General features: G+C 67.3%; 18 protein-coding genes. 8 read left to right on the top strand and 10 right to left on the bottom strand.

Annotated features, from left to right (window positions below; genetic code table 11):
• Nucleotides 1–61 precede the first annotated feature (61 nt).
• Nucleotides 62–949 carry a MaoC/PaaZ C-terminal domain-containing protein gene (locus H1R19_RS21110; protein ID WP_219850077.1) on the bottom strand — a complete coding sequence of 296 codons (888 nt, stop codon included), beginning with the start codon at nucleotides 947–949 and terminating at the stop codon, nucleotides 62–64.
• Nucleotides 949–2,313: a 3-oxoacyl-ACP reductase gene (locus H1R19_RS21105; RefSeq protein WP_219850076.1), complete on the bottom strand. Its 1,365-nt coding sequence runs from the start codon at nucleotides 2,311–2,313 to the stop codon at nucleotides 949–951. Before H1R19_RS21105 ends, H1R19_RS21110 begins: the two co-directional genes overlap by 1 nt.
• 89 nt (nucleotides 2,314–2,402) lie before the next feature.
• On the opposite strand from H1R19_RS21105, the gene H1R19_RS21100 reads away from it, so the two are divergent.
• From H1R19_RS21100 to H1R19_RS21090, 3 genes are all read left to right on the top strand, one after another.
• The gene (locus H1R19_RS21100; RefSeq protein WP_188328250.1) at nucleotides 2,403–3,728 is read left to right on the top strand and encodes an acetyl-CoA C-acetyltransferase; all 1,326 of its coding nucleotides are present in this window, start codon (nucleotides 2,403–2,405) and stop codon (nucleotides 3,726–3,728) included.
• A 313-nt stretch (nucleotides 3,729–4,041) separates the two neighbouring features.
• On the top strand, nucleotides 4,042–5,724 hold the full coding sequence (locus H1R19_RS21095; protein WP_425323650.1) for a VanW family protein: 1,683 nt from the start codon (nucleotides 4,042–4,044) through the stop codon (nucleotides 5,722–5,724).
• Between the two features lie 63 nt (nucleotides 5,725–5,787).
• Nucleotides 5,788–6,567, top strand: coding sequence for an SDR family NAD(P)-dependent oxidoreductase (locus H1R19_RS21090; RefSeq protein ID WP_188328248.1), 780 nt, complete (start codon nucleotides 5,788–5,790; stop codon nucleotides 6,565–6,567).
• 101 nt (nucleotides 6,568–6,668) lie between these two features.
• Here the strand turns inward: H1R19_RS21090 and H1R19_RS21085 are convergent, their stop codons facing one another.
• Together H1R19_RS21085 and H1R19_RS21080 are read right to left on the bottom strand one after the other, a co-directional pair.
• Entirely contained in the window at nucleotides 6,669–7,724 is a 1,056-nt protein-coding gene (locus H1R19_RS21085) for a zinc-dependent alcohol dehydrogenase family protein (RefSeq protein WP_188328247.1), read from the bottom strand.
• A 336-nt stretch (nucleotides 7,725–8,060) separates the two neighbouring features.
• Nucleotides 8,061–9,896 (bottom strand): acyl-CoA dehydrogenase, encoded by a 1,836-nt coding sequence (locus tag H1R19_RS21080; protein ID WP_219850074.1) that lies wholly within the window; start codon nucleotides 9,894–9,896, stop codon nucleotides 8,061–8,063.
• A 284-nt stretch (nucleotides 9,897–10,180) separates the two neighbouring features.
• Between H1R19_RS21080 and H1R19_RS21075 the strand changes: the two genes are divergently transcribed.
• Nucleotides 10,181–10,711 carry an Rv2253 family sensor-like surface protein gene (locus H1R19_RS21075; protein WP_188328522.1) on the top strand — a complete coding sequence of 177 codons (531 nt, stop codon included), beginning with the start codon at nucleotides 10,181–10,183 and terminating at the stop codon, nucleotides 10,709–10,711.
• A gap of 9 nt (nucleotides 10,712–10,720) precedes the next feature.
• Here H1R19_RS21075 and H1R19_RS21070 read toward each other — a convergent pair whose 3' ends face one another.
• Together H1R19_RS21070 and H1R19_RS21065 are read right to left on the bottom strand one after the other, a co-directional pair.
• The gene (locus H1R19_RS21070) at nucleotides 10,721–11,491 is read right to left on the bottom strand and encodes a deoxyribonuclease IV (protein ID WP_188328244.1); all 771 of its coding nucleotides are present in this window, start codon (nucleotides 11,489–11,491) and stop codon (nucleotides 10,721–10,723) included.
• Nucleotides 11,492–11,573: 82 nt separating this feature from the next.
• Nucleotides 11,574–11,789: a hypothetical protein gene (locus H1R19_RS21065; RefSeq protein WP_188328521.1), complete on the bottom strand. Its 216-nt coding sequence runs from the start codon at nucleotides 11,787–11,789 to the stop codon at nucleotides 11,574–11,576.
• 239 nt (nucleotides 11,790–12,028) lie between these two features.
• Between H1R19_RS21065 and H1R19_RS21060 the strand changes: the two genes are divergently transcribed.
• The 3 genes from H1R19_RS21060 to H1R19_RS21050 all read left to right on the top strand — a co-directional run bounded on the left by H1R19_RS21060 (nucleotide 12,029) and on the right by H1R19_RS21050 (nucleotide 14,379).
• Entirely contained in the window at nucleotides 12,029–13,270 is a 1,242-nt protein-coding gene (locus H1R19_RS21060) for a phosphatase PAP2 family protein (protein ID WP_372631962.1), read from the top strand.
• 18 nt (nucleotides 13,271–13,288) lie between these two features.
• Entirely contained in the window at nucleotides 13,289–13,570 is a 282-nt protein-coding gene (locus tag H1R19_RS21055; RefSeq protein WP_219850073.1) for a hypothetical protein, read from the top strand.
• Between the two features lie 134 nt (nucleotides 13,571–13,704).
• Nucleotides 13,705–14,379 carry a DUF305 domain-containing protein gene (locus tag H1R19_RS21050; protein ID WP_219850072.1) on the top strand — a complete coding sequence of 225 codons (675 nt, stop codon included), beginning with the start codon at nucleotides 13,705–13,707 and terminating at the stop codon, nucleotides 14,377–14,379.
• Nucleotides 14,380–14,406: 27 nt separating this feature from the next.
• Here the strand turns inward: H1R19_RS21050 and H1R19_RS21045 are convergent, their stop codons facing one another.
• The 3 genes from H1R19_RS21045 to H1R19_RS21035 form a co-directional block, all read right to left on the bottom strand.
• The gene (locus H1R19_RS21045) at nucleotides 14,407–15,465 is read right to left on the bottom strand and encodes a DUF2776 family protein (protein WP_188328241.1); all 1,059 of its coding nucleotides are present in this window, start codon (nucleotides 15,463–15,465) and stop codon (nucleotides 14,407–14,409) included.
• A gap of 146 nt (nucleotides 15,466–15,611) precedes the next feature.
• A complete protein-coding gene (locus tag H1R19_RS21040) occupies nucleotides 15,612–16,682 on the bottom strand; it encodes a glycoside hydrolase family 183 protein (RefSeq protein ID WP_188328240.1) in 1,071 nt (356 codons plus the stop codon).
• A 68-nt stretch (nucleotides 16,683–16,750) separates the two neighbouring features.
• Complete coding sequence (locus H1R19_RS21035) at nucleotides 16,751–17,632, bottom strand: thioesterase family protein (RefSeq protein WP_219850071.1); 882 nt, start codon at nucleotides 17,630–17,632, stop codon at nucleotides 16,751–16,753.
• A 176-nt stretch (nucleotides 17,633–17,808) separates the two neighbouring features.
• Here H1R19_RS21035 and H1R19_RS21030 point away from each other — a divergent pair, with 176 nt between their 5' ends.
• Nucleotides 17,809–18,396: an HdeD family acid-resistance protein gene (locus tag H1R19_RS21030; RefSeq protein WP_219850070.1), complete on the top strand. Its 588-nt coding sequence runs from the start codon at nucleotides 17,809–17,811 to the stop codon at nucleotides 18,394–18,396.
• A 15-nt stretch (nucleotides 18,397–18,411) separates the two neighbouring features.
• On the opposite strand, the gene H1R19_RS21025 is transcribed toward H1R19_RS21030, so the two are convergent.
• Entirely contained in the window at nucleotides 18,412–22,290 is a 3,879-nt protein-coding gene (locus H1R19_RS21025; RefSeq protein WP_219850069.1) for a Pls/PosA family non-ribosomal peptide synthetase, read from the bottom strand.
• Nucleotides 22,291–22,318 lie beyond the last annotated feature (28 nt).

Raw genomic sequence — 22,318 nt, 5'->3', positions numbered from 1 at the left:
GCAACGAGCGCGTAGCCGGCACGCTCAGACGGCGGTACGTCGCCTGAGCGCGCCGTGGTGCTCAGCCCTCCCGCGTGGTCGCGGTGAGGTGCGGGAATCCCTTGCGGCGGTCGCGGATCGAGATGTCGAAGCTGCCGTGGCCGTGGATGCGGCGTGTGTAGAGATTCACCTTGGCGGGCAACAGGATCGGCTTGCCGAACCGGACGTCGTAGGTGACGGCGTCGGGCAGTTGCGACTCCACGTTTGCCACAGCTGCGGCGGCACTCCACATTCCGTGTGCGATCGCCTTGGGGAATCCGAAGGCCTTGGCCGGCAGGTTGCCCATGTGGATCGGATTGCGGTCACCCGACGCCGCGGCGTACGCACGGATGCGCTTGTGGTCGACGGCGAGGATCGCATCCGGCGGGGGCGGGGTCTTCGACTTCGGTTCCGGGCCGCGCGGCTCGTCGGACAGGCTGGTGCGCTGCTGCTTGAGGAAGGTCGCGGTCTGCGTCGTCACCAACTCGGTACCCACACTGATCTCGCTGATCACGTCGATCAGCATGCCCTTGCGATGTTCACGCAGGTTCTCCGCATGCGTCACGATGCTCAGCGGCTCGCCGGCCCCGATGGGTCGCTTGCGCTCGATCCGGTTGGTCATGTGCACCGAACCGACTGCGCCGAAGGGGAATTCGTCGGAGGTCATCAACTTCATGACCACCGGGAACTGCAGCACGAACGGGTAGGTCAGCGGCAGGGTGTCACCGAAGCGCTGGCCCGTCGCGTGGCAATATGCCTGCAGCGCAGCGGGATCGACCCGCACATCGTCGAGCCGGTAGCGGGTGTCCGGTGCGGTCGCGTCCGACGGTACGCGCGGCGGCTTACCGATGCCGGGCAGTAGCGCGGTGACGGCCTTGCCGTAGATCTCGCCGGTTCCGGGTGCTGCCGGGAGTGTGATCGTCTTGGCCATCAGGCACCCAGGAATCCCTGGCCGCACACGCGGACCACGTTGCCGGTGATCGCGTTGCTCGCCGGATTGGCAAAGTAGGCAACGGTTTCGGCGACGTCGACGGTCTGTCCGCCCTGCTGCAGCGAGCTCATCAGACGTCCGGCCTCGCGCGTGGCCAGGGGGATCGCGGCGGTCATCTTGGTCTCGATGAAGCCCGGCGCCACGGCGTTGATCGTGATTCCCTTCTCGGCGAGGATCGGCGCGTAGGCGTCGACGAGGCCGATGACACCCGCCTTCGAGGTCCCGTAGTTGGTCTGACCGCGATTGCCGGCGATACCGGCGATCGACGACACGTCGACGACCGCGCCGCCCTCGCGCAGCGCACCCTTCTCCAGCAACGTCTCGACGAGGGTCTGCGGTGCGATGAGGTTCACCGCGATCACCGCGTCCCAGCGGGCGTCGTCCATGTTGGCGAGCAGCTTGTCGCGGGTGATGCCGGCGTTGTTGACGATGATGTCGATACCGCCGTGGCGTTCGAGGGCGTGCTCGGCGAGCTTCGCCCCGGCGTCGGGTGCGGTGACGTCGAGCGGGAAGGCGGTGCCGCCGACCTTGTTCGCTGTCTCCGACAGCGCGTCACCTGCCTGCGGGACGTCGGCGGCGATGACATGGGCTCCGTCGCGGGAGAGGACCTCGGCGATGGTCGCGCCGATGCCGCGTGCCGCACCGGTCACCACGGCGACCTTGCCCTCGAGTGGGCGGTCCCAGTTCTTCGGGGCGGTCGCATCGGCCGCACCCACCCGGATGACCTGGGCGTCGACGAAGGCCGACTTGGCCGACAGCACGAAGCGTACGGTCGATTCCAGGCCGGTCAGGCCGGTCTTGGCGTCGGGGGAGACATAGACGAGCTGGACGGTGGAGCCCTTCAGGAGCTCCTTGCCCAGCGAACGGGTGAAGCCCTCGAGTGCGCGCTGTGCGACGCGCTCGGACGGGTCGGTGACGAGCTCGGGCGTGGTGCCGATCACCAGGAACCGGGCGCACGGCGCGGTCGATCGCATGGCCGGCTGGAAGAACTCGAAGAGCGCACGCAGCTCGGCGGGGGAGGTGATGCCGGTGGCGTCGAACACCAGGCCGCCGTATTTGTCGGCACTGCGGCCGGTCGTGGCGTTCTGGATGAGGGTGTAGTCCTCGGTGGAGAGCATCTCGCGAAGCGGTTCGACGAGGCGTCCGGACCCGCCGAGCAGCACCGGGCCCGGTAGTGGCGGCTCCGACGCCTTGTATCGCCGCAGCGGCGGCGGCACGGGGAGCCCGGCCTGTTTGGCGATGAATGCGCCGGGCGCGGAGTGGACGAAGCTCGAGTACAGGCCAGTGTTTCCGTTGGCTGCCACGTTGATCTCCTCTGACTGTCGTTCGACAACGAACTTACTGATGAGTAAGAATACGCTATAGATACCGCACACGACCCTGGGAGATCGACGTGGCCGCAGAGAACAGCACGACCGACTTCAAGCCCGCCCAACCCACGACCCGGCCCGAGCGACCGGTGGCGATCCTCGGCGGCAACCGCATCCCGTTTGCCCGCCAGGACAAGGCATACGCCAAGGTCAGCAATCAGGAGATGTTCACCGCGGCCCTCGACGGCCTGGTGAGCCGGTTCAGCCTGCAGGGCGAGCAGCTCGGCATGGTGGCCGGTGGCGCCGTGCTCAAACACGCCCGCGACTTCAACCTCATCCGCGAGTCCGTGCTGGGTTCGGCGCTGTCGCCCTACACCCCCGCCTTCGACATCCAGCAGGCCTGTGGGACGGGTCTGCAGGCGATCACCACCGTCGCCGACGGGATCGCCCGCGGCCGTTACGACGCCGCCGTCGGTGGTGGCGTCGACACCACCTCCGACGCGCCGATCGCCGTCGGGGAGGGTCTGCGTCGGCAACTCCTCGAGGTCAACCGCGCGCGCAGCACCAAGGACCAGATCCTGGGTGCGGCGAAGCTGCTCACCAAGCTCGGGATCGAGATCCCGCAGAATGGTGAGCCCCGCACCGGCATGTCGATGGGCGAGCACGCGGCCATCACCGCCAAGGAGTTCGGCATCAAGCGCGCCGACCAGGACGAGCTCGCCGCACTGAGCCACCAGCGCATGGCGGCCGCCTACGACGACGGCTTCTTCGACGACCTGATCACCCCGTTCATGGGCCTGACCCGGGACCAGAACCTGCGCGGGGACTCGACCGCGGAGAAGCTCGCCAAGCTCAAGCCGGTTTTCGGGGTCTCGCTCGGTGACGCGACCATGACCGCGGGCAACTCGACGCCGCTCACCGACGGTGCGTCGACTGTGCTGCTGGCCAGCGACGAGTGGGCCGCCGAGCGTGGACTGCCGGTGCTGGCGTACTTCGTCGACAGCGAGACCGCTGCCGTCGACTACGTCAACGGACCCGATGGCCTGCTGATGGCGCCGACCTACGCGGTGCCGCGTCTGCTGGCACGCAACGGACTCACCTTGCAGGACTTCGACTTCTACGAGATCCACGAGGCCTTCGCGTCCGTGGTGCTCGCGACGCTGCAGGCCTGGGAGTCCGAGGAGTACTGCAAGGAACGTCTCGGTCTCGATTCGGCACTCGGCTCGATCGACCGGTCCAAGCTCAACGTCAACGGCTCGTCGCTGGCGGCCGGCCATCCGTTCGCCGCGACCGGTGGACGCATCGTGGCCCAGGCGGCCAAGCAGATCAAGGAGAACGGCGGCGGTCGTGCGCTGATCTCGATCTGCGCGGCGGGTGGACAGGGCGTCACCGCGATCATTCAGGGCTGACCACGCCCCCAATGGGGCGCAGGGTGCACCGACGAATGGTACAAATGGGACGGATCGGCGACGGTCCGCTCGATCCGTCTCACTTTTGCGGGACGAATTGGGGTACTTCGTCACATATTCGGCCGGAATGTGCAGCCGAAGATGTCACCGACCGAAAAGTAGCGTAAATATGGTTACAGCTCCGGCTGAGCTGTCAGACCCCCGACCCGACAGCTCGGTCGGAGCGCCTACGTTTGAAAAAGCAGTAGTTGCCCGCCCGTAGTTCTGCGGCCACCCATGACTGGCCCAGTAGTCAGCCGTGATGGATGGAGTTGTGACCACAGGCGCTCGCCGAGTACGTCGTGTTGCGCAGGCCGTGTTGGCCGTGATCGCCGTCGTGACCCTCGTCCTCGCGGCCGAGTTCGTCGCCACTCGCTCCGAATCCCCGCGCAACGCCGTCATCGGTGGGATCGACGCGGGCAACCGCGACACCTCCGAACTCGATCCGGTACTCGATGAGCTGACCGCGCGCTCGGAGCAGCCGGTCATCCTCCGAACACCCGAGGGCTCCGCCGAGATCTCGCCCTCCGAGCTCGGACTCAGCTTCGACGCCGAGGCCACGCGGGCCGACATGCTCGAGCAGCCGCGGAACGTGCTCACCCGTTTCGCCGCGCTCTTCGGCCGCGATCACGACGTCGAGCCCGTGGTCACGCTCGATCGTGCCGCCATGGATGCCGCACTCGACGCACACCGTGGATCGCTCGAGAAGGCGGCCGTGGAAGGCGGCGTGCACTACGAGGGCGCCACTCCGGTCGGCGACCAGCCGGCCGCCGGCGAGCGCATCGCGCGCGACGCCGCGGCGACCACCCTGGTGGACCGCTGGCTCGACGGCAGGCCGGTCGAGTTGCCGATGGAGCCGTTCTCCCCGACAGTCAGCGCGCAGGTGGTGGCCGCGACGGTGGCGGGCCCCGCACAACGCGCGACGTCGGCTCCGATGCGTCTGGTGGACCGTCGCACACGCACTGTCGAGGTCCCCGCGGGCGACATCGCGGCGATGCTGACCTTCGGGCCGGACGGCCGAGGCGGACTCGAGCCCCGGGCCGATGAGAAGCTCGCCCGCAAGGTGCTCGCTCCCGACCTCGATCCGTCGCAGCGCCCGGCGGTCAGCGCGAAATTCAGCCTGGCGAGTGGGCGGCCGACGGTGGTTCCCGCGGTTCCCGGCTACACGATCGACTGGGCCGGCACCCTCGAGGCTCTCGTGACTGCCGCCGCCCGGGGCGGAGATCGCACCGTCGACGTCGTCTACGACGAGGTGGAACCCAAACTCACCACCGATGCCGCTCGCAAACTCGGAGTTCGTGAACTGATCAGCGAGTACACCACCGGTGGCTTCTCGAGCGCATCCGGCGAGAACATCCGACTCGTCGCCGCAGAGGTCGACGGCGCGCTGGTCCTGCCCGGAAAGGTGTTCTCGCTCAACGGGCACACGGGTCCGCGCGGAGCCGAACAGGGTTACGTCGACTCGACGATCATCGACCACGGCCGCGCGTCGACGGCCGTCGGTGGTGGTATCTCGCAGTTCGCCACGACGTTGTACAACGCGGCCTACTTCGCCGGTCTCGAGGACGTCGACCACACCGAGCACGCCTACTACATCTCGCGTTATCCCGAGGCGCGTGAGGCCACGGTGTTCGAGGGCGCCATCGATCTGAAGTTCCGCAACAACACTCGTCACGGCGTTCTCATCGAGACCAGCTGGTCGCCGTCGGCGGTGACCGTGAAGCTCTGGGGAACAGAGACTTTCGAGGTCGAATCGATCACCGGCGAACGATTCGCCACCACCGACCCGGAGCGGGTGAGGGTGCCCCGCGGGGATGACTGCATTCCCAGCAGCGGTAGCAAGGGTTTCACGACGTCGGACACGCGGATCATCCGTGACGCGAAGACCGGCCGCGAGATCAACCGGTACACCCGCACCGTCCGCTACGCGCCCGAGCCGATCGTGAAGTGCGTGTAGACCGTCGGAGTGATTCGCTCAAGGTCTTTACCGAGCGATAGATCGCTCGATAGGCTCCGAGTCGTGGATATCAATGGAGCTAGTGCAATCGTCACAGGTGGCGCGTCGGGGATCGGTGCAGCTGCGGCTCGCCAGCTGGCGGCCAAGGGTGCGAAGGTCGTCGTCGCCGACCTCAACGCAGACAAGGGCGAAGAACTCGCCAAGGAGATCGGCGGCCAGTTCGTCAGCGTCGACGTGACCTCGACCGAGCAGATCGAGGCAGCAGTCAACGCCGCGACGGAACTCGGCCCGCTGCGTGCGCTGGTCAACTCGGCAGGGATCGGCTGGGCGCAGCGCACCATCGGACGCGACGGCGAGTTCGGGTCGGCGCACAACCTCGACGCATACAAGAAGGTCATCGCGATCAACCTGATCGGTACCTTCGACTGCATCCGTCTGGCCGCCACCGCGATGAGCCGCAACGAGCCGCTCGACGCGCACGGTGAGCGCGGTGCCATCGTCAACATGGCCAGCGTCGCCGCGTTCGACGGCCAGATCGGCCAGGCGTCGTACTCGTCGTCCAAGGGTGGCGTCGTGGGCATGACCCTGCCGGTCGCGCGTGACCTGGCCGCGGTCGGCATCCGCGTCAACACCATCGCCCCGGGGCTCATCGACACCCCGATCTACGGCGAAGGCGAAGCCGCCGATGCGTTCAAGGCCAAGCTGGGTGAGTCGGTGCTCTTCCCGCACCGTCTGGGCCAGGCCGACGAGCTCGCCTCGATGGTCGTGGAGCTGGTGACCAACAGCTACATGAACGCCGAGGTCATCCGCGTCGACGGCGGCATCCGGATGCCACCGAAGTAGTCCGCCGCACACCCACCGTTTGTCGACAGATCCATCGCCCCGCCGGGGCGATGGATCTGTCCGTTTGTGGCGGTTTTCGGTGGTGGTTTTTCGGTGGCGGGTCAGGCCTGCAGGATCACCTTCAGCGCCTTGGTCTCGGCGGCGCGGCCGAAGACGTCGTAGGCCTCGATGATGTCGCCCAATGCGAATCGGTGGCTGACGAAGATGTCCGGATCGATGCGACGCTGCGCGACGAGTTTGAGCAGGACGCCCAGGGTGTCGGTGTTCACCAGGCCCATCGCCACGTTGATGTTGGAGATCCACAGGTCCTGTAGAGCGAACTCGACCGGAGCACCGTGCACGCCGACATTCGCGACGTTGCCCGCCGGCCGCACGATGTCCAGGCACATCTGGAACGTCTGCGGGATACCGACCGCTTCGACCGCGACGTCGACGCCGAGCCCGTCGGTCATCGCCATGACCTGGTCTTTCCAATCCGAATCAGAGGACACGACCCCATCCGTCGCACCGAACGCCTTCGCCTGTTCGACACGGTTGGCGTCGAGGTCGATGGCGATCACGCGGCTGGGACCGTACAGCCCCGAAGTTGCGATGGTGGCCAGACCCACCGGTCCGGCACCGACGACGGCCACCACGTCACCCGGCTTGACGTGGCCGTAGCGCACTCCGATCTCGTGGCCGGTCGGCAGGATGTCGCTCAGTACGACGCCCTGCTCGGCTGTGACGCCTGCGGGCAGTTTGTACACCGAGGTCTCGGCGTAGGGGACCCGCACGAACTCCGCCTGGGTCCCGTCGATGAGGTGCCCGAAGATCCACCCGATCCCCGACGCCCCCTCACTGCCCAGGCAGTGGGAGTGGACTCCGTGTTTGCAAAAGTCGCATTTTCCGCAGGCCGAGACGCAGGACAGGATCACCTGATCGCCGACGTCGAGAGTGGTTACTGCACTGCCGATTTCGGTGATGGTACCGACGCCTTCGTGGCCCAGGATGCGCCCGGGCTGCACAGCGGGCACGTCGCCCTTGAGGATGTGCAGATCGGTGCCGCAAATGGTGGTGGCATCCATCTTCACGATGACGTCGGTGGGTTCCAGGATCTTGGGGTCGGGCACGTCATCCCAACTCTTCTGGCCTGGTCCATGGAAGATCAATGCCTTCATGGTTTCTCCCTCGGTTGTCCCCGACCGATGGTGGTGCTTCCTCCAGGCTAGGGAGATTCTCCGCCGACGGCACAAACTGTGTCGCTTTGAGACGAACGGACATGGCCATCTCACCTTCGATGGACAGACCGGTCCCGGATTCGAGAGCATCGCAGCCGACTCGTCTCCGCCGAACCGCGGTTTTCTTCCCGCCGGGTGGCTTCCTTCCCGCCAATTGGGTCCAATTAGCGGGAAGGAAGCCACTCGGCGGGAACGTGCCAGAGTCAGAAGGACAGACGCACCACCCCGCGTGGCGGAATGGTGCGTCTGTCCAGTCGTGGTGCGTGTGCGGAAGGGTCAGAAGGCCGCTTCGTCGAGTTCCATGATGTCGTTGTCGACGTTCTCGACGGTGGCGCGCACGGCGGTGAGCATCGGCAGCATGTTCTTGGCGAAGAAGCCGGCCACGGCGACCTTGCCCTCGTAGAAGGGCTTGTCGGCGTCGGATGCACCTCCGTCGAGCGCGGCGAGTGCGATCTCGGACTGGCGCAGCAGCAGCCAGCCGATGAGCAGGTCGCCCACCGACATGAGGAAGCGGACCGAACCGAGGCCGACCTTGTACAGTTCGGTCGGATTCTCCTGTGCCCCCATCAGAGTGGTGGTCAGCGAAGCGGCCATGGCCTGCACGTCGTCGAGCGCGGTCTTCAGCAGAGCGCGCTCGGCCTTGAGTCGACCGTTGCCCGCCTCGGAGTCGATGAACTTCTGGATCTGTCCGGCGACGTGAGCCAGTGCCTGACCCTTGTCGCGAATGATCTTGCGGAAGAAGAAGTCCTGCGCCTGGATGGCGGTCGTGCCCTCGTACAGCGAGTCGATCTTGGAGTCACGGATGTACTGCTCGATCGGGTAGTCCTGCAGGAAGCCCGAACCGCCCAGAGTCTGCAGCGACTCGTGGCCGAGGGTGCCGTAGGCCCGCTCGGAGCCGACACCCTTGACGATCGGGAGCAGCAGATCGTTGACCCGGTGCGCCATCTCGGCGTCGGCGCCGGAGACGATCTGCGCGGAAGCGGCGTCCTGGTGTGACGCGGTGTAGAGGTAGATCGCGCGCAGGCCCTCGGCGTAGGCCTTCTGGGTCATCAGCGAGCGACGCACATCGGGGTGATGGGTGATCGACACGCGAGGAGCGGCCTTGTCGGTCATCTGGGTCATGTCGGCGCCCTGGATACGCTCCTTGGCGTACTCCAGCGCGTTCAGGTAACCGGTCGACAGGGTCGAGATCGCCTTGGTGCCCACCATCATTCGGGCATGCTCGATGACCTCGAACATCTGCGCGATGCCCTTGTGGACGTCGCCGACGAGCCAGCCCTTGGCCGGGATGCCGTGCTGACCGAAGGTGAGCTCACAGGTGGCCGAGGCCTTGATGCCCATCTTGTGTTCGACGTTGGTCACGAAGACGCCGTTGCGTTCGCCCAGTTCGCCGGTCTCGAAGTCGAAGTGGAACTTCGGTACGAAGAACAGCGACAGACCCTTGGTGCCCGGTCCGGCACCTTCAGGTCGCGCGAGCACGAGGTGGAAGATGTTCTCGGTCATGTCCTGGTCGGCGGAGGTGATGAAACGCTTCACGCCGTCGATGTGCCAGGAGCCGTCTTCCTGCTGCACGGCCTTGGTGCGGCCCGCGCCGACGTCGGAACCTGCGTCTGGCTCGGTCAGCACCATGGTGGCGCCCCAGCCGCGCTCGGCGCAGATGGTGGCCCACTTCTTCTGCTCGTCGGTGCCGTTGTCGTAGAAGATCTGGGAGAAGCCGGCGCCGGCGGCATACATGAACACCGGCGGGTTGGCGCCGAGGATCATCTCGCCGATGGCCCAGTACAGCGAACGGGGAGCAGGCAGGCCGCCGAGCTCCTCGTCGATGCCGATCTTGTCCCAGCCGCCCTCGACGAGTGCTTGGTAGGACTTCTTGAAGCCCTCGGGGATGGTGACGCTGTGGGTCTCGGGGTCGAAGACCGGCGGGTTGCGGTCGGCGTCGACGAATGACTCCGCGATCGGGCCCTCGGCGAGCGCCTTGACCTCGCGCAGCATGTCGACGGCGGTCTCGTGGTCGAGGTCGCCGAAGTCGCCCGACTCGAGCACCTTGTCGAGCTCGAACAGCTCGAACAGGTTGAACTGCAGGTCGCGCATGTTGCTCTTGTAATGGCCCATCGTGGTTCCTTTGCTGGGTGTGGCCGTGTGCGTTGTCGTCCTCGACCCGGTCCGATCGCATGCGGTGATGCGTACCGGCCGAGGCGGGCAGGACTGTTCGGCTCGAGCTAAGTTACTCGCCGGTAACAGCAGAATAGACCCATATCCCCGTCCGATCAATCGCTGGACCTGTGATCTGACACCCACGAGCGTGGGCGACTGGGGGCGCGATCTCGTTGTCCCACCTACAGACCGTTGATGGGGTTGGATGAGGCATGAGCAGACTAGGAACGAGTACCGCGCGGATGGCCGTCGGTGTGGCCACGATCCTCACGTTGGCAGCAGGCCTTCTGGTGAGTGTCGCCCCCGCGCAGGCGGCCGAACCCGCATGGAACGGCGTCTACACGCTGAAGCGATTCGCGGCCTCGAAGACCGGGACCAGCCTCGCCGCCCGGCAGGGCGAGCCGGATTTCTCCGACGACTACACCTTCGTGACCTCATGTGTCGGTGGTGCATGCGTGGCCACGGTGACGAACGGGCCGAAGCCCGCCAACCCGACGCTGCCGCAACCGCCCCGCTACATCTGGGAGAACGGCTCCTGGGTCCACCGCTACAGCTGGGAGTGGGACTGCTGGCAGGGCGCCGGCGTACCCAAGGTGTGGGCCCCGGCGGAGTCGGAGGCGACCTACACGCCGCAGGCCGACGGCACCCTCACGGGATTGTGGCGGACCACCATCAAGGGCGGGCCGTGCAACGGGACAGTCGACATGAGAGTGGCGGCCTACCCGGTGAACCCGTCACCGGTTCCGCTTCCGGGCTTGGGAAGTCTTTCCTGAACCGCGCGCCTACAGCGACTCTCGAAGATAGGCCAGGTCGTCGGGGATGCCGTCGGCGGGCGTCTCGAGAATGACGGGCGCCCCTGCGGCCTCCGCGACGGCGACCAGCACCTCGGGATCGATGTGGCCCGACGCCAGGTTGGCGTGCCGGTCGCGGCCGGAGTCGAACTCGTCGCGAGAGTTGTTGAGGTGTACGAGGTCGATGCGACCGGTGATCTCACGGACGCGTTCGACCAGGCCGACCAGATCCTCGCCCCCGGCCCATGCGTGACAGGTGTCGAGGCAGAATCCCGCCTGTTCGAAGTCTCCGACTGCTTCCCACAGCCGATCGATCGACTCGAGGGTGCGTGCCATCGCGTGGTCGCCGCCCGCGGTGTTCTCGATGAGGATCGGCACCCCGAACCCGCCCTTGTCGGCCTGGCGGTCGAACAGCTTGCGCCAGTTCGCGAATCCCTCGGCGCTCTCCTCGCCGTCACGCAGGTGTCCGCCGTGCACGACGAGACCGAACGCGCCCAGCTCGGCAGCCGCGGCCGCCTGTTGTTCGACGGCCTTTCGCGACGGCATGCGCAACCGGTTGTTCAGGCTCGCGACGTTGATCTGGTAACTCGAGTGCACGACGACGTCGATGTCGGACTCGCGGAACTCCGCGGCCCGCGGATTGGGCTGCGGCTTCTTCCAGCTCTGAGGGTCGGTGACGAACATCTGGAACACGTCGATGCCCAGTTCGGCCGCGGTGGCCAGGGGGTCGGTGTCCTCACGAAGATGTGCTCCGATGCGCATGCGACAACGATAGTTGCCCGCACCGACGCCCGGGTTCACCCGGGCAGTTCATTCACCCGGGCAGTTCATTCACCCAGGCAGTTCATTCACCCAGGCACGGTTCGGTTTCGATGGTGATCGGCACGCCCGCCGCGATCAGCAACCGGCAGGGGGCGGCGCTGTCGTGGTAGAGGTTCAGCCACTCGTGCCCGCGGGTTCCGTCGGCGTACACCGCGTCGAGGGTGCGGTTGAGCCGGGCCTCCGCCTCCTTGTTGATGATGTAGCGCTGATCGCCGTAGCGCAGATAGCGATTGGGCACCGGGACCTCCTCATCGATCGAGAACCCCATCTATCGGGAACCCCAGTGTGATCGACAACACCTCCGAAAGTGGGCCGTCGGCGAAAACGGACATTTCCGCCGGTGGTCGCCGCGCAGACTCGCGAAACCGTGACATGCCTGGCTCTCGCGGTGGTTTCCGAACGCGGGATGGCCACTACAATGACGGCAGGTTACGAGGGTGGTTGCCCTGCGGGGTGTGACAGGCAGGGTTGTGTCGGGTGAGTGTTGACGAGACGGTGGGCGTCCCGCAGCCGGGCGGTGCGTCGAAGAGCGACCGCGGTGCCGACACAGACGACCAGCAGCCCCCGGAGATGTCGCCGGTCCTCGAGGATCTGGCTGCCGCAGCGGAGATGGACCCCGACCCGGAGAACCGCCGCGACCTGACCACGGTCCGACGTATCGCGATCGGCGCCTGGTTCGTGCTGATCGCGCTGCACATCGCGTTCGAGGGTCTCGCGTTCGACCGGACCCGCCTCATCATCCTGCTGTGCCTCGGACTGGCAGCCGCGTGTATCGGCCGCCGCAAGTTCATCACCATCCTCACCGACTGGGCGCCGTTCGCGCTGATCCTGATCCTCTACGACTGGACCCGCGACGTCGCGCGCGTCGTCGACATGCCCACGCACTGGCACCTCGCGATCGACTTCGACGCGTTCCTGACCGGTGGCGTCAACCCCACGGCGTGGTTGCAGGAACACCTCAAGCAGGCGAGTCCTCCCTGGTGGGAGGTCATTATCAGCGTCGTCTACATGTCGTACTTCATCGTTCCGTACGCCGTGGCAGCGGTGCTGTGGCTCAAGGACCGCACGGCGTGGCGACGTTATGCCGCGTGCTTCGTGGCGACGACATTCCTCGCCCTGGTGGGTTACACCCTGGTCCCCGGCGCGCCGCCGTGGGCCGCGGCCCGATGCACCGCCGCCGAGGTCCACGACTATCCGCGTGATCCGATCTGCATGTATTCGCCGGAGGCCAAGGAACCGGGTGGCCTTCTCGGTGAGCTCGACACCGATCATCCCGGCGCCAATCCCTACGTCGAGCGCATCTCGGCGCGTGGCTGGGGCTATCTGAACATCCACGCCGCGTCGAACCTGGTCGAGGTTGGCCAGGGCAAGTCCAATCTCGTCGCGGCCATCCCGTCCCTGCACGCCGGCTTGACGATGCTCCTCGCTCTCTTCATGTGGCCGCGGGTGAAGGCGCTCGGAAAGACGCTGTTCATGGGCTATGCGCTGGCCATGGCGTTCGCCCTGGTCTACACGGCCGAGCACTACATCTTCGACATCGTGCTCGGCTGGGCACTGGCCGCAGCTGTGGTCGCGACGTATCGCATCGTCGATCGAAAGTGGCTGATACCGCGGCAGAGTCGGCTGGCGGAGGAAGAGGCGGCCGCCGAGAACGGCGACCCCGCACTGGCCGCGCACGACGACAGCTCCGGCGCGAAGGCATCGACGACCGCTTCGTGAGCTCGTAGCCTGGACGCCGTGAGCAGCCGCCGACCGCGCACCGTCGCCCGACGACGCGTCACGGTCCTGCTGCTCGCGTTCGCGGTGTTGCTCATGCACGCGGCGGTCGCGGGTCATCTCGGCGGGCACACCCAGGCCTCGACACCGGGACCTGCGGGTCACCCGGTCGCGACGCACGAGTCGGACCGCGCCGTGCCAACGGCGTCGACGCTCCCGGTTTCTGACATGACCCCGGCTTCTGACATGACCCCGGCTTCTGACATGACCCCGGCTTCTGACATGACCCCGGCTCCGAGATGACCGCCGCCCTTGCCCATGCACTCGCATCTGCAGTTGCAGGTGATCCGCTGCTGAGGTGGTCCGCGGACCGGTCGGTCCGCCATGCCGTTCTTCTCCGAATTCCGTAGAAACCTCAGCAGCAAGGGAGTTCAGTCATGTCCCTACCACGCAACAGCACAGTTCGACGCCGCGTCCCCGCGGTGTCCGCACTAGGAATCGCGGCGGCGGCCGCGCTCGTTCTCGCCGGATGCTCGCCCGACGAGTCGCCCGGCAGCGCCCAGTCGGCCGGTCCCCAGACGAGCAGCGCCACGATGAGCAGCGGCCCGGCGGGCGGTTCGTCGCTGCCCGGCGCCCACCACAACGACGCCGACGTCGACTTCAACTCGACCATGATCGGACACCACCGGCAGGCGGTGATGATGGCCGAACTCGTCGAGGGCAGAACCGACAATCCGCAGCTGATCGCCCTGGCGGCGGCGATCGAGAAGGCCCAGGAGCGCGAGATCGACCAGATGGAGGATCGTCTCGAGAGCTGGGGCGTCGACGACGACGGTCCCGGGATGGGGCCGGGGATGGGGCACGGGGGCCACTCGGACATGCCCGGGATGCTCACCGCGAACCAGATGATGGCGCTGCGCGATGCGCGGGGTCCCGCGTTCGACAAGCTCTGGCTCGAGGGCATGATCCGTCACCACGAGGGCGCGATCGCAATGGCCGACGCGGTTCTCACCGACGGTGTCGACCCCGGCACCAAAGCTCTTGCCACCGAGGTCGAGAAGACGCAGCAGGCAGAGATCGACCAGATGAAGAAGATGCTCGGACAGGGCTGATCCTCCCAGTCGGCTCCTGGAGGGCGGCTACTCCGTGGAGGTGCCGCTCTCCAGGATGCTGACGATCGAGTACAGGGTGAAACAGATCCCGCCGAGTCCGACGAGCACGCGGGCGGCGATGAACACGCTGGAGTCGTCGACTGCCATCTGAAAGACGAAGGCGGACAGGAACAAGCAGGCCAAGGCGGTGACGACGGGAATGAGGGGTACCCGGTTGGCGAGCTCGAACGTCCGCCGCCACACGAGCGCGAGGAGACCGACCTTGCTGAGGATGCTGAAGCAGACGAGACCGAGTCCGATCATCACGAAGCCGGGTGTCAGATAGTACTTCTCGCTGTGGAGGCCGAGGACGACCACGCCCCATATCGTGCTCAGCGTCCCCATGGCGATCACCAGCGCGGGCCACAGTATCCGCTCGCGTGGTTCGTAGGTGTTCTGGACCTGCCGGACGATGCTGAACACCAGACCGATCAGGCTCGTGCAGATCATCGCCAAGCCGCTCATGACGTGGCCGACGGTGAACCGTTCCGGCGTCGACGCCTGCGCCAGGTCGATGATCGCGAACGTCCAGGCGGTGCCGGCCAACACGACCGGGATCGCATACAGCACCAGGGTGGACGTGCCGGAGAACGCGGAGCCGGGGCGTGAACGGTCGCTGTCGGGCAGCTGGGAGTTCTGCGGTACGAGAGTGAACTTCGTCGATGCGGTCGCGACCGCGGCGACGCACCCGCTGATCAATCCGAGACCGAAGACGACGTGACCGGCGACGTAGTCGTCGGGACGTTCGGGTGCCGCGCCGGCGAAGATGATGATCCCGTACGCGGCGGTCCCCGCCGCCGTGATGAATCCCAATGCCGGATACAGGAATTTGTCGAGGGTGTTGAAGCGGCCGATCAGCTGCCTGATGATCGTCGCGGCGGTACAGAACAGGCACACGCAGATGGCGCCCAGGAAGACGACCACGTGGCCGGCGACGAAGTTCCCGGCGGAATCACCTGCGGTCCAGATATAGGCGCCGAAACCGATACACACGGCCATCATGGCCAAGGGAATCGCACGGAAGACGACGCTGACCCAGTAGTTCATGCCCATCACGACCTTGTGTGTCGCACCATCACCGCGGACAGGATGCGATCGTCGGGCTCTGCGGCCGGAGCGTGTCGGTCAGTCTCTTCCGTGCCAGTAAACCACCACGCGTGCGACGCCGGGTAGCTTTTGCGCCCAGCCCGAGGTCAGCCGCGTCGCAGCGGCAGCCTCATCAGGTAGACCTGATAGCCGAGGGAGATCGAGTACGTGAAGTAGAGCGTGCTGCCCTTCGACCACGGGTGGATGTAGGGTGCATACCCGGTGTACGGGTCGACCGACGGCGCCACGATCTCACCTGAAGTCCAAGGACCCCAAGGCTTGTCGGCGGTGCGCAGGGTGACGCCGACGTCCTGGCTGGCCAGCGACACGTACTTGCCGAGATAGTCGTTCCACTGAACCGACATCTCGCCGGTCGGCGCGCCCATCACCGGCGTTGCGGCGTCGGGGTTGTTGGGCACCCACCGGCCGTAGGAGAAGTACTCCCACTTGCCGAGCTTCTCGATGTCCTTCTCGCCGACGCGCGCGAGATACACACCGCCCCAACGTCCGTCGGGGGTGCCGTAGTAGTAGACGGTCTTACCGACCTTCAGGAAGGCGCCCATCTGGAACTTCTTGTTCCCGCCGCCGTTGGGCCGGAAGGCGTTGACCGACCGCCAGTTCTCGCCGTTGTCGGTCGAGGACACGAGACCGGCCCAGTTGGTGGTCCAGATGCCCGGCGAATCCCAGCGCTTCACCGACATCACGGTCATGTACTGCTTGCCGTTGGCGGCCACCCCGGCGGTGGGGATGATCGTGACCTCGCGGCGGACGTTCGGCTTCAGCAGCCGCTTCGCGTGGCCCGGCCGGCCGGCGTGCGAGGTGAAGGTCATCCCGTCGGCGAGATGGGGGTCGGTGCTGCGCAGCAGGACGTTCGACCGCCAGTAGAAGAGTTCGCCGTACAGCAGCGACCAGCCGTTGAACGACTGGGTGTCGCCGAAGGCCGTCAGGATCTCGCCGCGGCCGTTGTCCCACATCACGCCGAGGTCGGTGCCCACGATGTCGTAGCGGCCGATCGTGTCGTTCATCGCGAACGGGCCGGTGAGCCGGTTGACGATCGTCGCCGGTCCGGCCGCATGCGGGGCGGCATGGGCAGGTGTGGCAGTCAGCGTGGTCGTCAGGGCCATGGCGAGTACCGAGACGACAAGACCCGTGAGTGGCCGTGAGAGGCGACGTGTCATGGGCGTGACCATATCAAGACCTGGGGGTGAGACAAGGGTCTTTATGCAGGCTAAGTACCGTTTTCGGGTCAGGCTTCGCGGTAGCGCTCCGAGGTGTCGACGGTGGTGAAATCGATCTGTGCGGCGGCGTTGTTCACCGCGGTGACGAGGGCCGTTCCGAACATGCCGTCGGCGTCGTAGAGGCCCGCGTTGCTCACCGAGACGCCGTCGTCCTCGATGTGGACGTCGGCTTCGACGCCGATCCGTTGACCGTGGGGCAGACGGCTGATGGCGACGGTGAGGTCGCAGTTGATGAATCCGATGCCTGTCGTGCCCCAGTTCGATATCAGGCTCGCCGACTCCGCACCGATCACCGTGCGCTGAAAGGGCGTGGGTTCTTCTCCCGGGACGATCGGGGCCGCCCGTGTCCAGATCCGCTTGCGGTGGCTGTTCTGGTGGTGGGACATCTCCTGCTCCCACTCTCCGGGACCGGCACCCGGGGTGTCCGAGGCGAAGCGGGGGGCGAGGTCGTCGGGTGTGGTGGCCGGCGGATGGAAGGTCACCGCCTCCGCCGGCCGCTGCCACCGCTCGCCCGGCGGGTTCGACGAGGTGCGGAGGAACACTGTCGTTCCCCGGGCGACGACCACCTCCGGACCGTCATCCGGGTGCTGCAACACCTCGACGTCGACGACCCGGATGCGCCCGCCGGAACGCACGAGCGAGAGCCGGGTGGAGGTGATGATGTCGCGCGCAGCCTTGAACAGGTCGATCGTGCATCGTGCCGGGACGAAGTCGTCGGTACCGAACCCGAGTTCCACCGCGCGAGCCGCGAGTGCGCACACGGCCGGACCGTTCAATGTCCCCGGCGCCCAGAGGCTGGACGCGAAAGTCGTCGGCCGATAGCGGACCTCCTCCGCACGATCAGGGGTCGCGGGGACGGCTACCGGGTCGAAGAACGCGATCGTGGTCATCGTTACTTACTACCGCCCACGGCCGCACCCAGCTGCATGAGGGGCGGGCACCGGCCTCGAAGGGAGGGCACCAGCCTCGAGGGGCAGTGGCTCGAGGGGCAGTGGCTCGAGGGGCAGGTTTGTGCCACACCCGTGAACAGCACACCGGCGAGGCCCGTGGCGGATAATCTTCGCGCATGACATTCGCCGCGGTGTACACCAAGCAATTCCCCGACGAGGTGATCGGTGCCGTCCGTACCGCGCTGATCATCACCTCGATCGTCGGCATCGTGATCGGGGTCATCGCGATCCTGTGGCCCGGTCCCACCATCGTGGTGGTCGCGATGCTGTTCGCCATCTCGCTGATCATCGCCGGCATCTTCCGCATCTATCAGGCGTTCGCGGCGTCGTTCCTCGGTACCGGGATGCGGATCCTTCTCGGCGTCATCGGTGCGATCGTGTTGCTGGCCGGTGTGATCGCGCTCTTCAGCCCCGGCGACGCAGTCTGGCTGCTCGCAGTGTTCATCGGCATCGGCTGGATCTTCCAGGGCGTGGCCGATCTCTATGCCGCGATCACCAAGTCGGGACACGTACCGACGTGGTTCCTGATCCTGTCGGGGATCGTCGCGGTGATCGCCGGCATCGTGATGATGATCCTGCCGGCCTTCTCCCTCGAGGTCCTCGCCTGGGTGGGCGGCATCATGCTGGTCGCGCTGTCGATCGCCACGCTGCTGACCCTGCCCAAGAGGGTGGAGCATCCGGCGGCCGACGCCCCCGCGGTCTGACCTCGACGAAACCGCTCAGCGCCGCGAGCGGGGCCACGGCGCGATCGGGTTGCCCTGCCAACGGGTGTGCGCGGGGACCACGTCGCCGCGCATGACCAGCGAGGCAGGTCCGACGGTTGCCGATTCGCCGAGTCCCGACGCCGGGAGCGCGACGCAGTGCGGGCCGAGTGTTGCACCGGCCTCGAGGGTGACCCGGTCGATGGCCATCACCCGATCGTGGAAGAGGTGGGTCTGCACGACACAGCCCCGCTGCACGGTCGCGCCGTCGCCCAGGGTGACCAGGTCGGCCTCGGGCAGCCAATAGGTCTCGCACCAGACGCCGCGGCCGATCTTCGCGCCGAGCAGCCGCAGCCACAGGTTCAGGATCGGCGTACCGGTCGCGGCATTGGCGAACCACGGGGCCGCGACCGTCTCGACGAATGCATCCGACAGCTCGTTGCGCCACACGAACGAACTCCACAGCGGATGCTCGCCCACCGAGATGCGGCCGACGACGATCCACTTGGCCGCGGCCGCGGTGATGCAGGCGATCGCGCCGACGCACAGCAGGGCAGGCCCGCTCACCAGGGCGGCGATCCCGTAGTGGACGTGGACCGCGACGTACTGCAGGGAGAGCAGTAGCCCGACGCCGAGCCCGAACGAGACCATGACCGGGATCAGACGCAGGGTCTCGATGAGGGCGCGGGCGGCTCTCAACGGCAACGGCGGGTCGAAGGTGCGTGAGGTGTCGATCTCGGCGGCGGTCCGTCGCAGGCGCACCGGCGGGCTACCCAGCCAGCTCGAGCCCGACTTCGCGCGATCCGGGGTGGCCGACAGCACCGCGACGAGCCCGTTCTTGGGGACCTTGCGGCCCGGCCCGGTCATGCCGGAGTTGCCGAGGAACGAGCGCTTGCCGATCTTCGCCTCGTCGATGTGCAGCCAGCCGCCACCCAACTCATACGATGCGACCATGGTGTCGTCGGCGAGGAACGCGCCGTCGCCGATGGTGGTGAACTTCGGTAGCACGAGGGCGGTCGAGATCTCGGTGCCCACACCGACCTTCGCGCCGAGCAGGCGGAACCAGACCGGGGTGAGCAGGCTGGCGTACAGCGGGAAAAGGTAGGTGCGGGCGGCGTCGAGCAGGCGCTCGGTGATCCACACCTGCCAGCCGACGCGCGAGCGCACCGGGTGATAGCCGGTGGTCATGCCCAGCGACGCCAGGCGCACGAGGATCACGGTGATCGCCGCGAAGACGAACAGGCTGGTGACGGTGGCGGCGGGCAGCAGGATCAGCGCCCGGATCGCGGCGTCGCGCAACCGGTCCGCCGACACCGCCCAGGTGCCGATGACGGCGAGCCCCGAGGCCAGGGAGATCAGCGGGATCGCGGCCAGACCCAACGACGACAACCCGTAGACCGGGACCCAGCCCGGGGCGCGCGGCGGACGATGGTCGGGCCACGGATGTTCGGCCTTGCCGACCTTGATGGCGGGGGAGCCTGCCCAGTGCTGTCGGGCCTTGACCCGTCCGAACACGGCCGAGCCGGGGGCGACGACCGCGTCTCGCCCGACGACCGCACCCGGCATGAGGGTCGACCGGGCGCCGATCGATGCGCCGCGTTTGACGGCGATCTCGCCGATGTGGACGTCGTCGCCGTCGATCCACCAGCCCGCGATGTCGACCTCGGGTTCGATGGACGCGCCGTCCCCGACCGTCAGCAGCCCGGTCACCGGGGGAATGGTGTGCAGGTCGACGCCGTGCCCGATCTGCGCACCGAGCGAGCGGGCCAGGTAGATCATCCAGGGCGCGCCGGACAGATTGGCCGCGCCGCTGGCGTCGAGGAGGCGTTCGGCCACCCACAGCCGCACGTGCACGCTGCCGCCGCGCGGATGGATTCCGGGGGTCACGCCGGACAGGAGCAGGCGTGCGCCGATCGCCGCGATGCCCATCCGCCCCGGCGGGGTGATGAAGATCAGGAACGCCGCGAGCAGCACCCACCAGTTCACCTCGACGAGCCAGTCGACCCTGCGGCCCATCCGGTCGGCGGCCAGTGTCGCGACATTGTTCACGACGCCGAGCCAGGTCGCCCACTGGAGTCCGGTGAGCGCGGTCAGCGGGATGGTCAGCGCGAGTTGGGCGAGTCCGGACGCGCGCGGGGTGGGTTCGATGTGGCGCGCGACGACGGCCGCCGTCGGGCGCCGCGCGTCGAGCATCTCCGCCATCGAGCCGAGCCGGGGATGATCGTAGAGGTCGGCGACCGAGATGTCGGGATACCGCCGGCGTACGGCCGAGACGAGCTGAGCCGCGGCCAGCGAACCGCCGCCCTCGGCGAAGAAATCGACGTCGGGGCTGGTGATCGTCACGCCGAGGACATCGGTCCACAGCCGTGCCAGCCAGAGTTCGGTCTCGCTGAGTTCGACATCCTCATCCTCTGGTCTTGCGCTGCCTGGCAGGGGCCAGGGCAGCGCATCACGATCAACCTTTCCCGAAGTCCGCGTGGGCAATTCGTCGACGAGGGCAAGGGTGGGGACCATCGCGGACGGTAGGTGCCGCCGCAATTGCGCATGTGCGTCCGCGACGTCGAAGTCCGGATCGGCCGAGACGAGGTAGCCGATCAGCAGGCTGTTGCCCGCGGCCGACTTGCGGACCGCGGCCGCGGCGCCGCTGACTCCCGGCAGATTCTGCAGGGCGTTGTCGATCTCACCGAGCTCGATGCGCCGGCCGCCGACCTTGACCTGGTCGTCGGCGCGACCCATGAAGATCAGGCCCGCGGGGTCCAACCGGACGAGATCGCCGCTGCGATAGGCGCGTTCCCAGCCCAGGCTCGGCATCGGCGCGTACTTCTCGGCGTCCTTGGCGGGGTCGAGGTAGCGGGCGAGTCCGACGCCGCCGATCACCAGTTCGCCGACCTCGCCCTCCGCTACCGGCTGCCCCTGGGGATCGACGACCGCGAGATCCCAACCGCGCAAGGGTAATCCGATTCGCACAGGGCCTTCTCGGCTCAGCGGCGCGGCGCATGCGACGACGGTGGCCTCGGTCGGTCCGTAGGTGTTCCACACCTCGCGACCCTCCACCGCGAGCCGGTCGGCGAGTTCGGGCGGGCAGGACTCACCGCCGAAGATCAACAGCCGCACCGCTTCCAGTGCCTCCGGCGGCCACAACGACGCCAGCGTCGGGACGGTGGAGACCACGGTGATGTCGCGGGCCACCAGCCACGGACCCAGGTCCATGCCGCTGCGGACCAGCGAGCGCGGCGCGGGCACCAGGCAGGCGCCGTTGCGCCACGCGAGCCACATCTCCTCACACGACGCGTCGAACGCCACCGACAGGCCCGCCAGGACCCGGTCGTGGGGGCCGATGGGGTCGTCCTGCAGGAACATGTCCGCCTCGGCGTCGACGAAGGCCGCGGCGTTGCGGTGGGTGACGGCGACGCCCTTCGGCTTGCCGGTGGAGCCGGAGGTGAAGATGATCCACGCGTCGTCGTCGGGCGTGGGCCGCGCAGGCGGCTCGGTGGCCGCCGCGGTGTCCGGTCGAGCCGATCGCGGACCGTCGGCGTCGACGATGGCGTCCACCCCGGCCTCACCGAAGACGAGTTCGGCGCGTTCGTCGGGGTCGTCGGCATCGACGGGGACGTAGGCGGCACCGGCGTAGAGCGTCGCGAGGATCGCCACGTAGAGATCGCGCGACCCCGAGGGCATGCGGATGCCGACACGGCTGCCGCGCCCGACGCCGACCTCACCGAGGCGGCCGACGGTGCGTCGGACCACGGCGAGCAACTGGCCGTAGGTGAGGGTCATCTCACCGTCGTCGATGGCCGCAGCGTCGGGGTGCGCCCGAGCCGTGGCGGTGAGGATGTCGCAGAGCGTCCGAGGATCCTCGGCCTGTGCGGACAGCAGGAACTGAGGCGGGATCTGCACCTAGACAGCACCTGCCGGGCCGGTAGCT

The sequence above is a fragment of the Gordonia jinghuaiqii genome, from assembly GCF_014041935.1.
Lineage (GTDB): Bacteria > Actinomycetota > Actinomycetes > Mycobacteriales > Mycobacteriaceae > Gordonia > Gordonia jinghuaiqii.
This window is presented reverse-complemented; position numbering and strand designations above follow the sequence as displayed.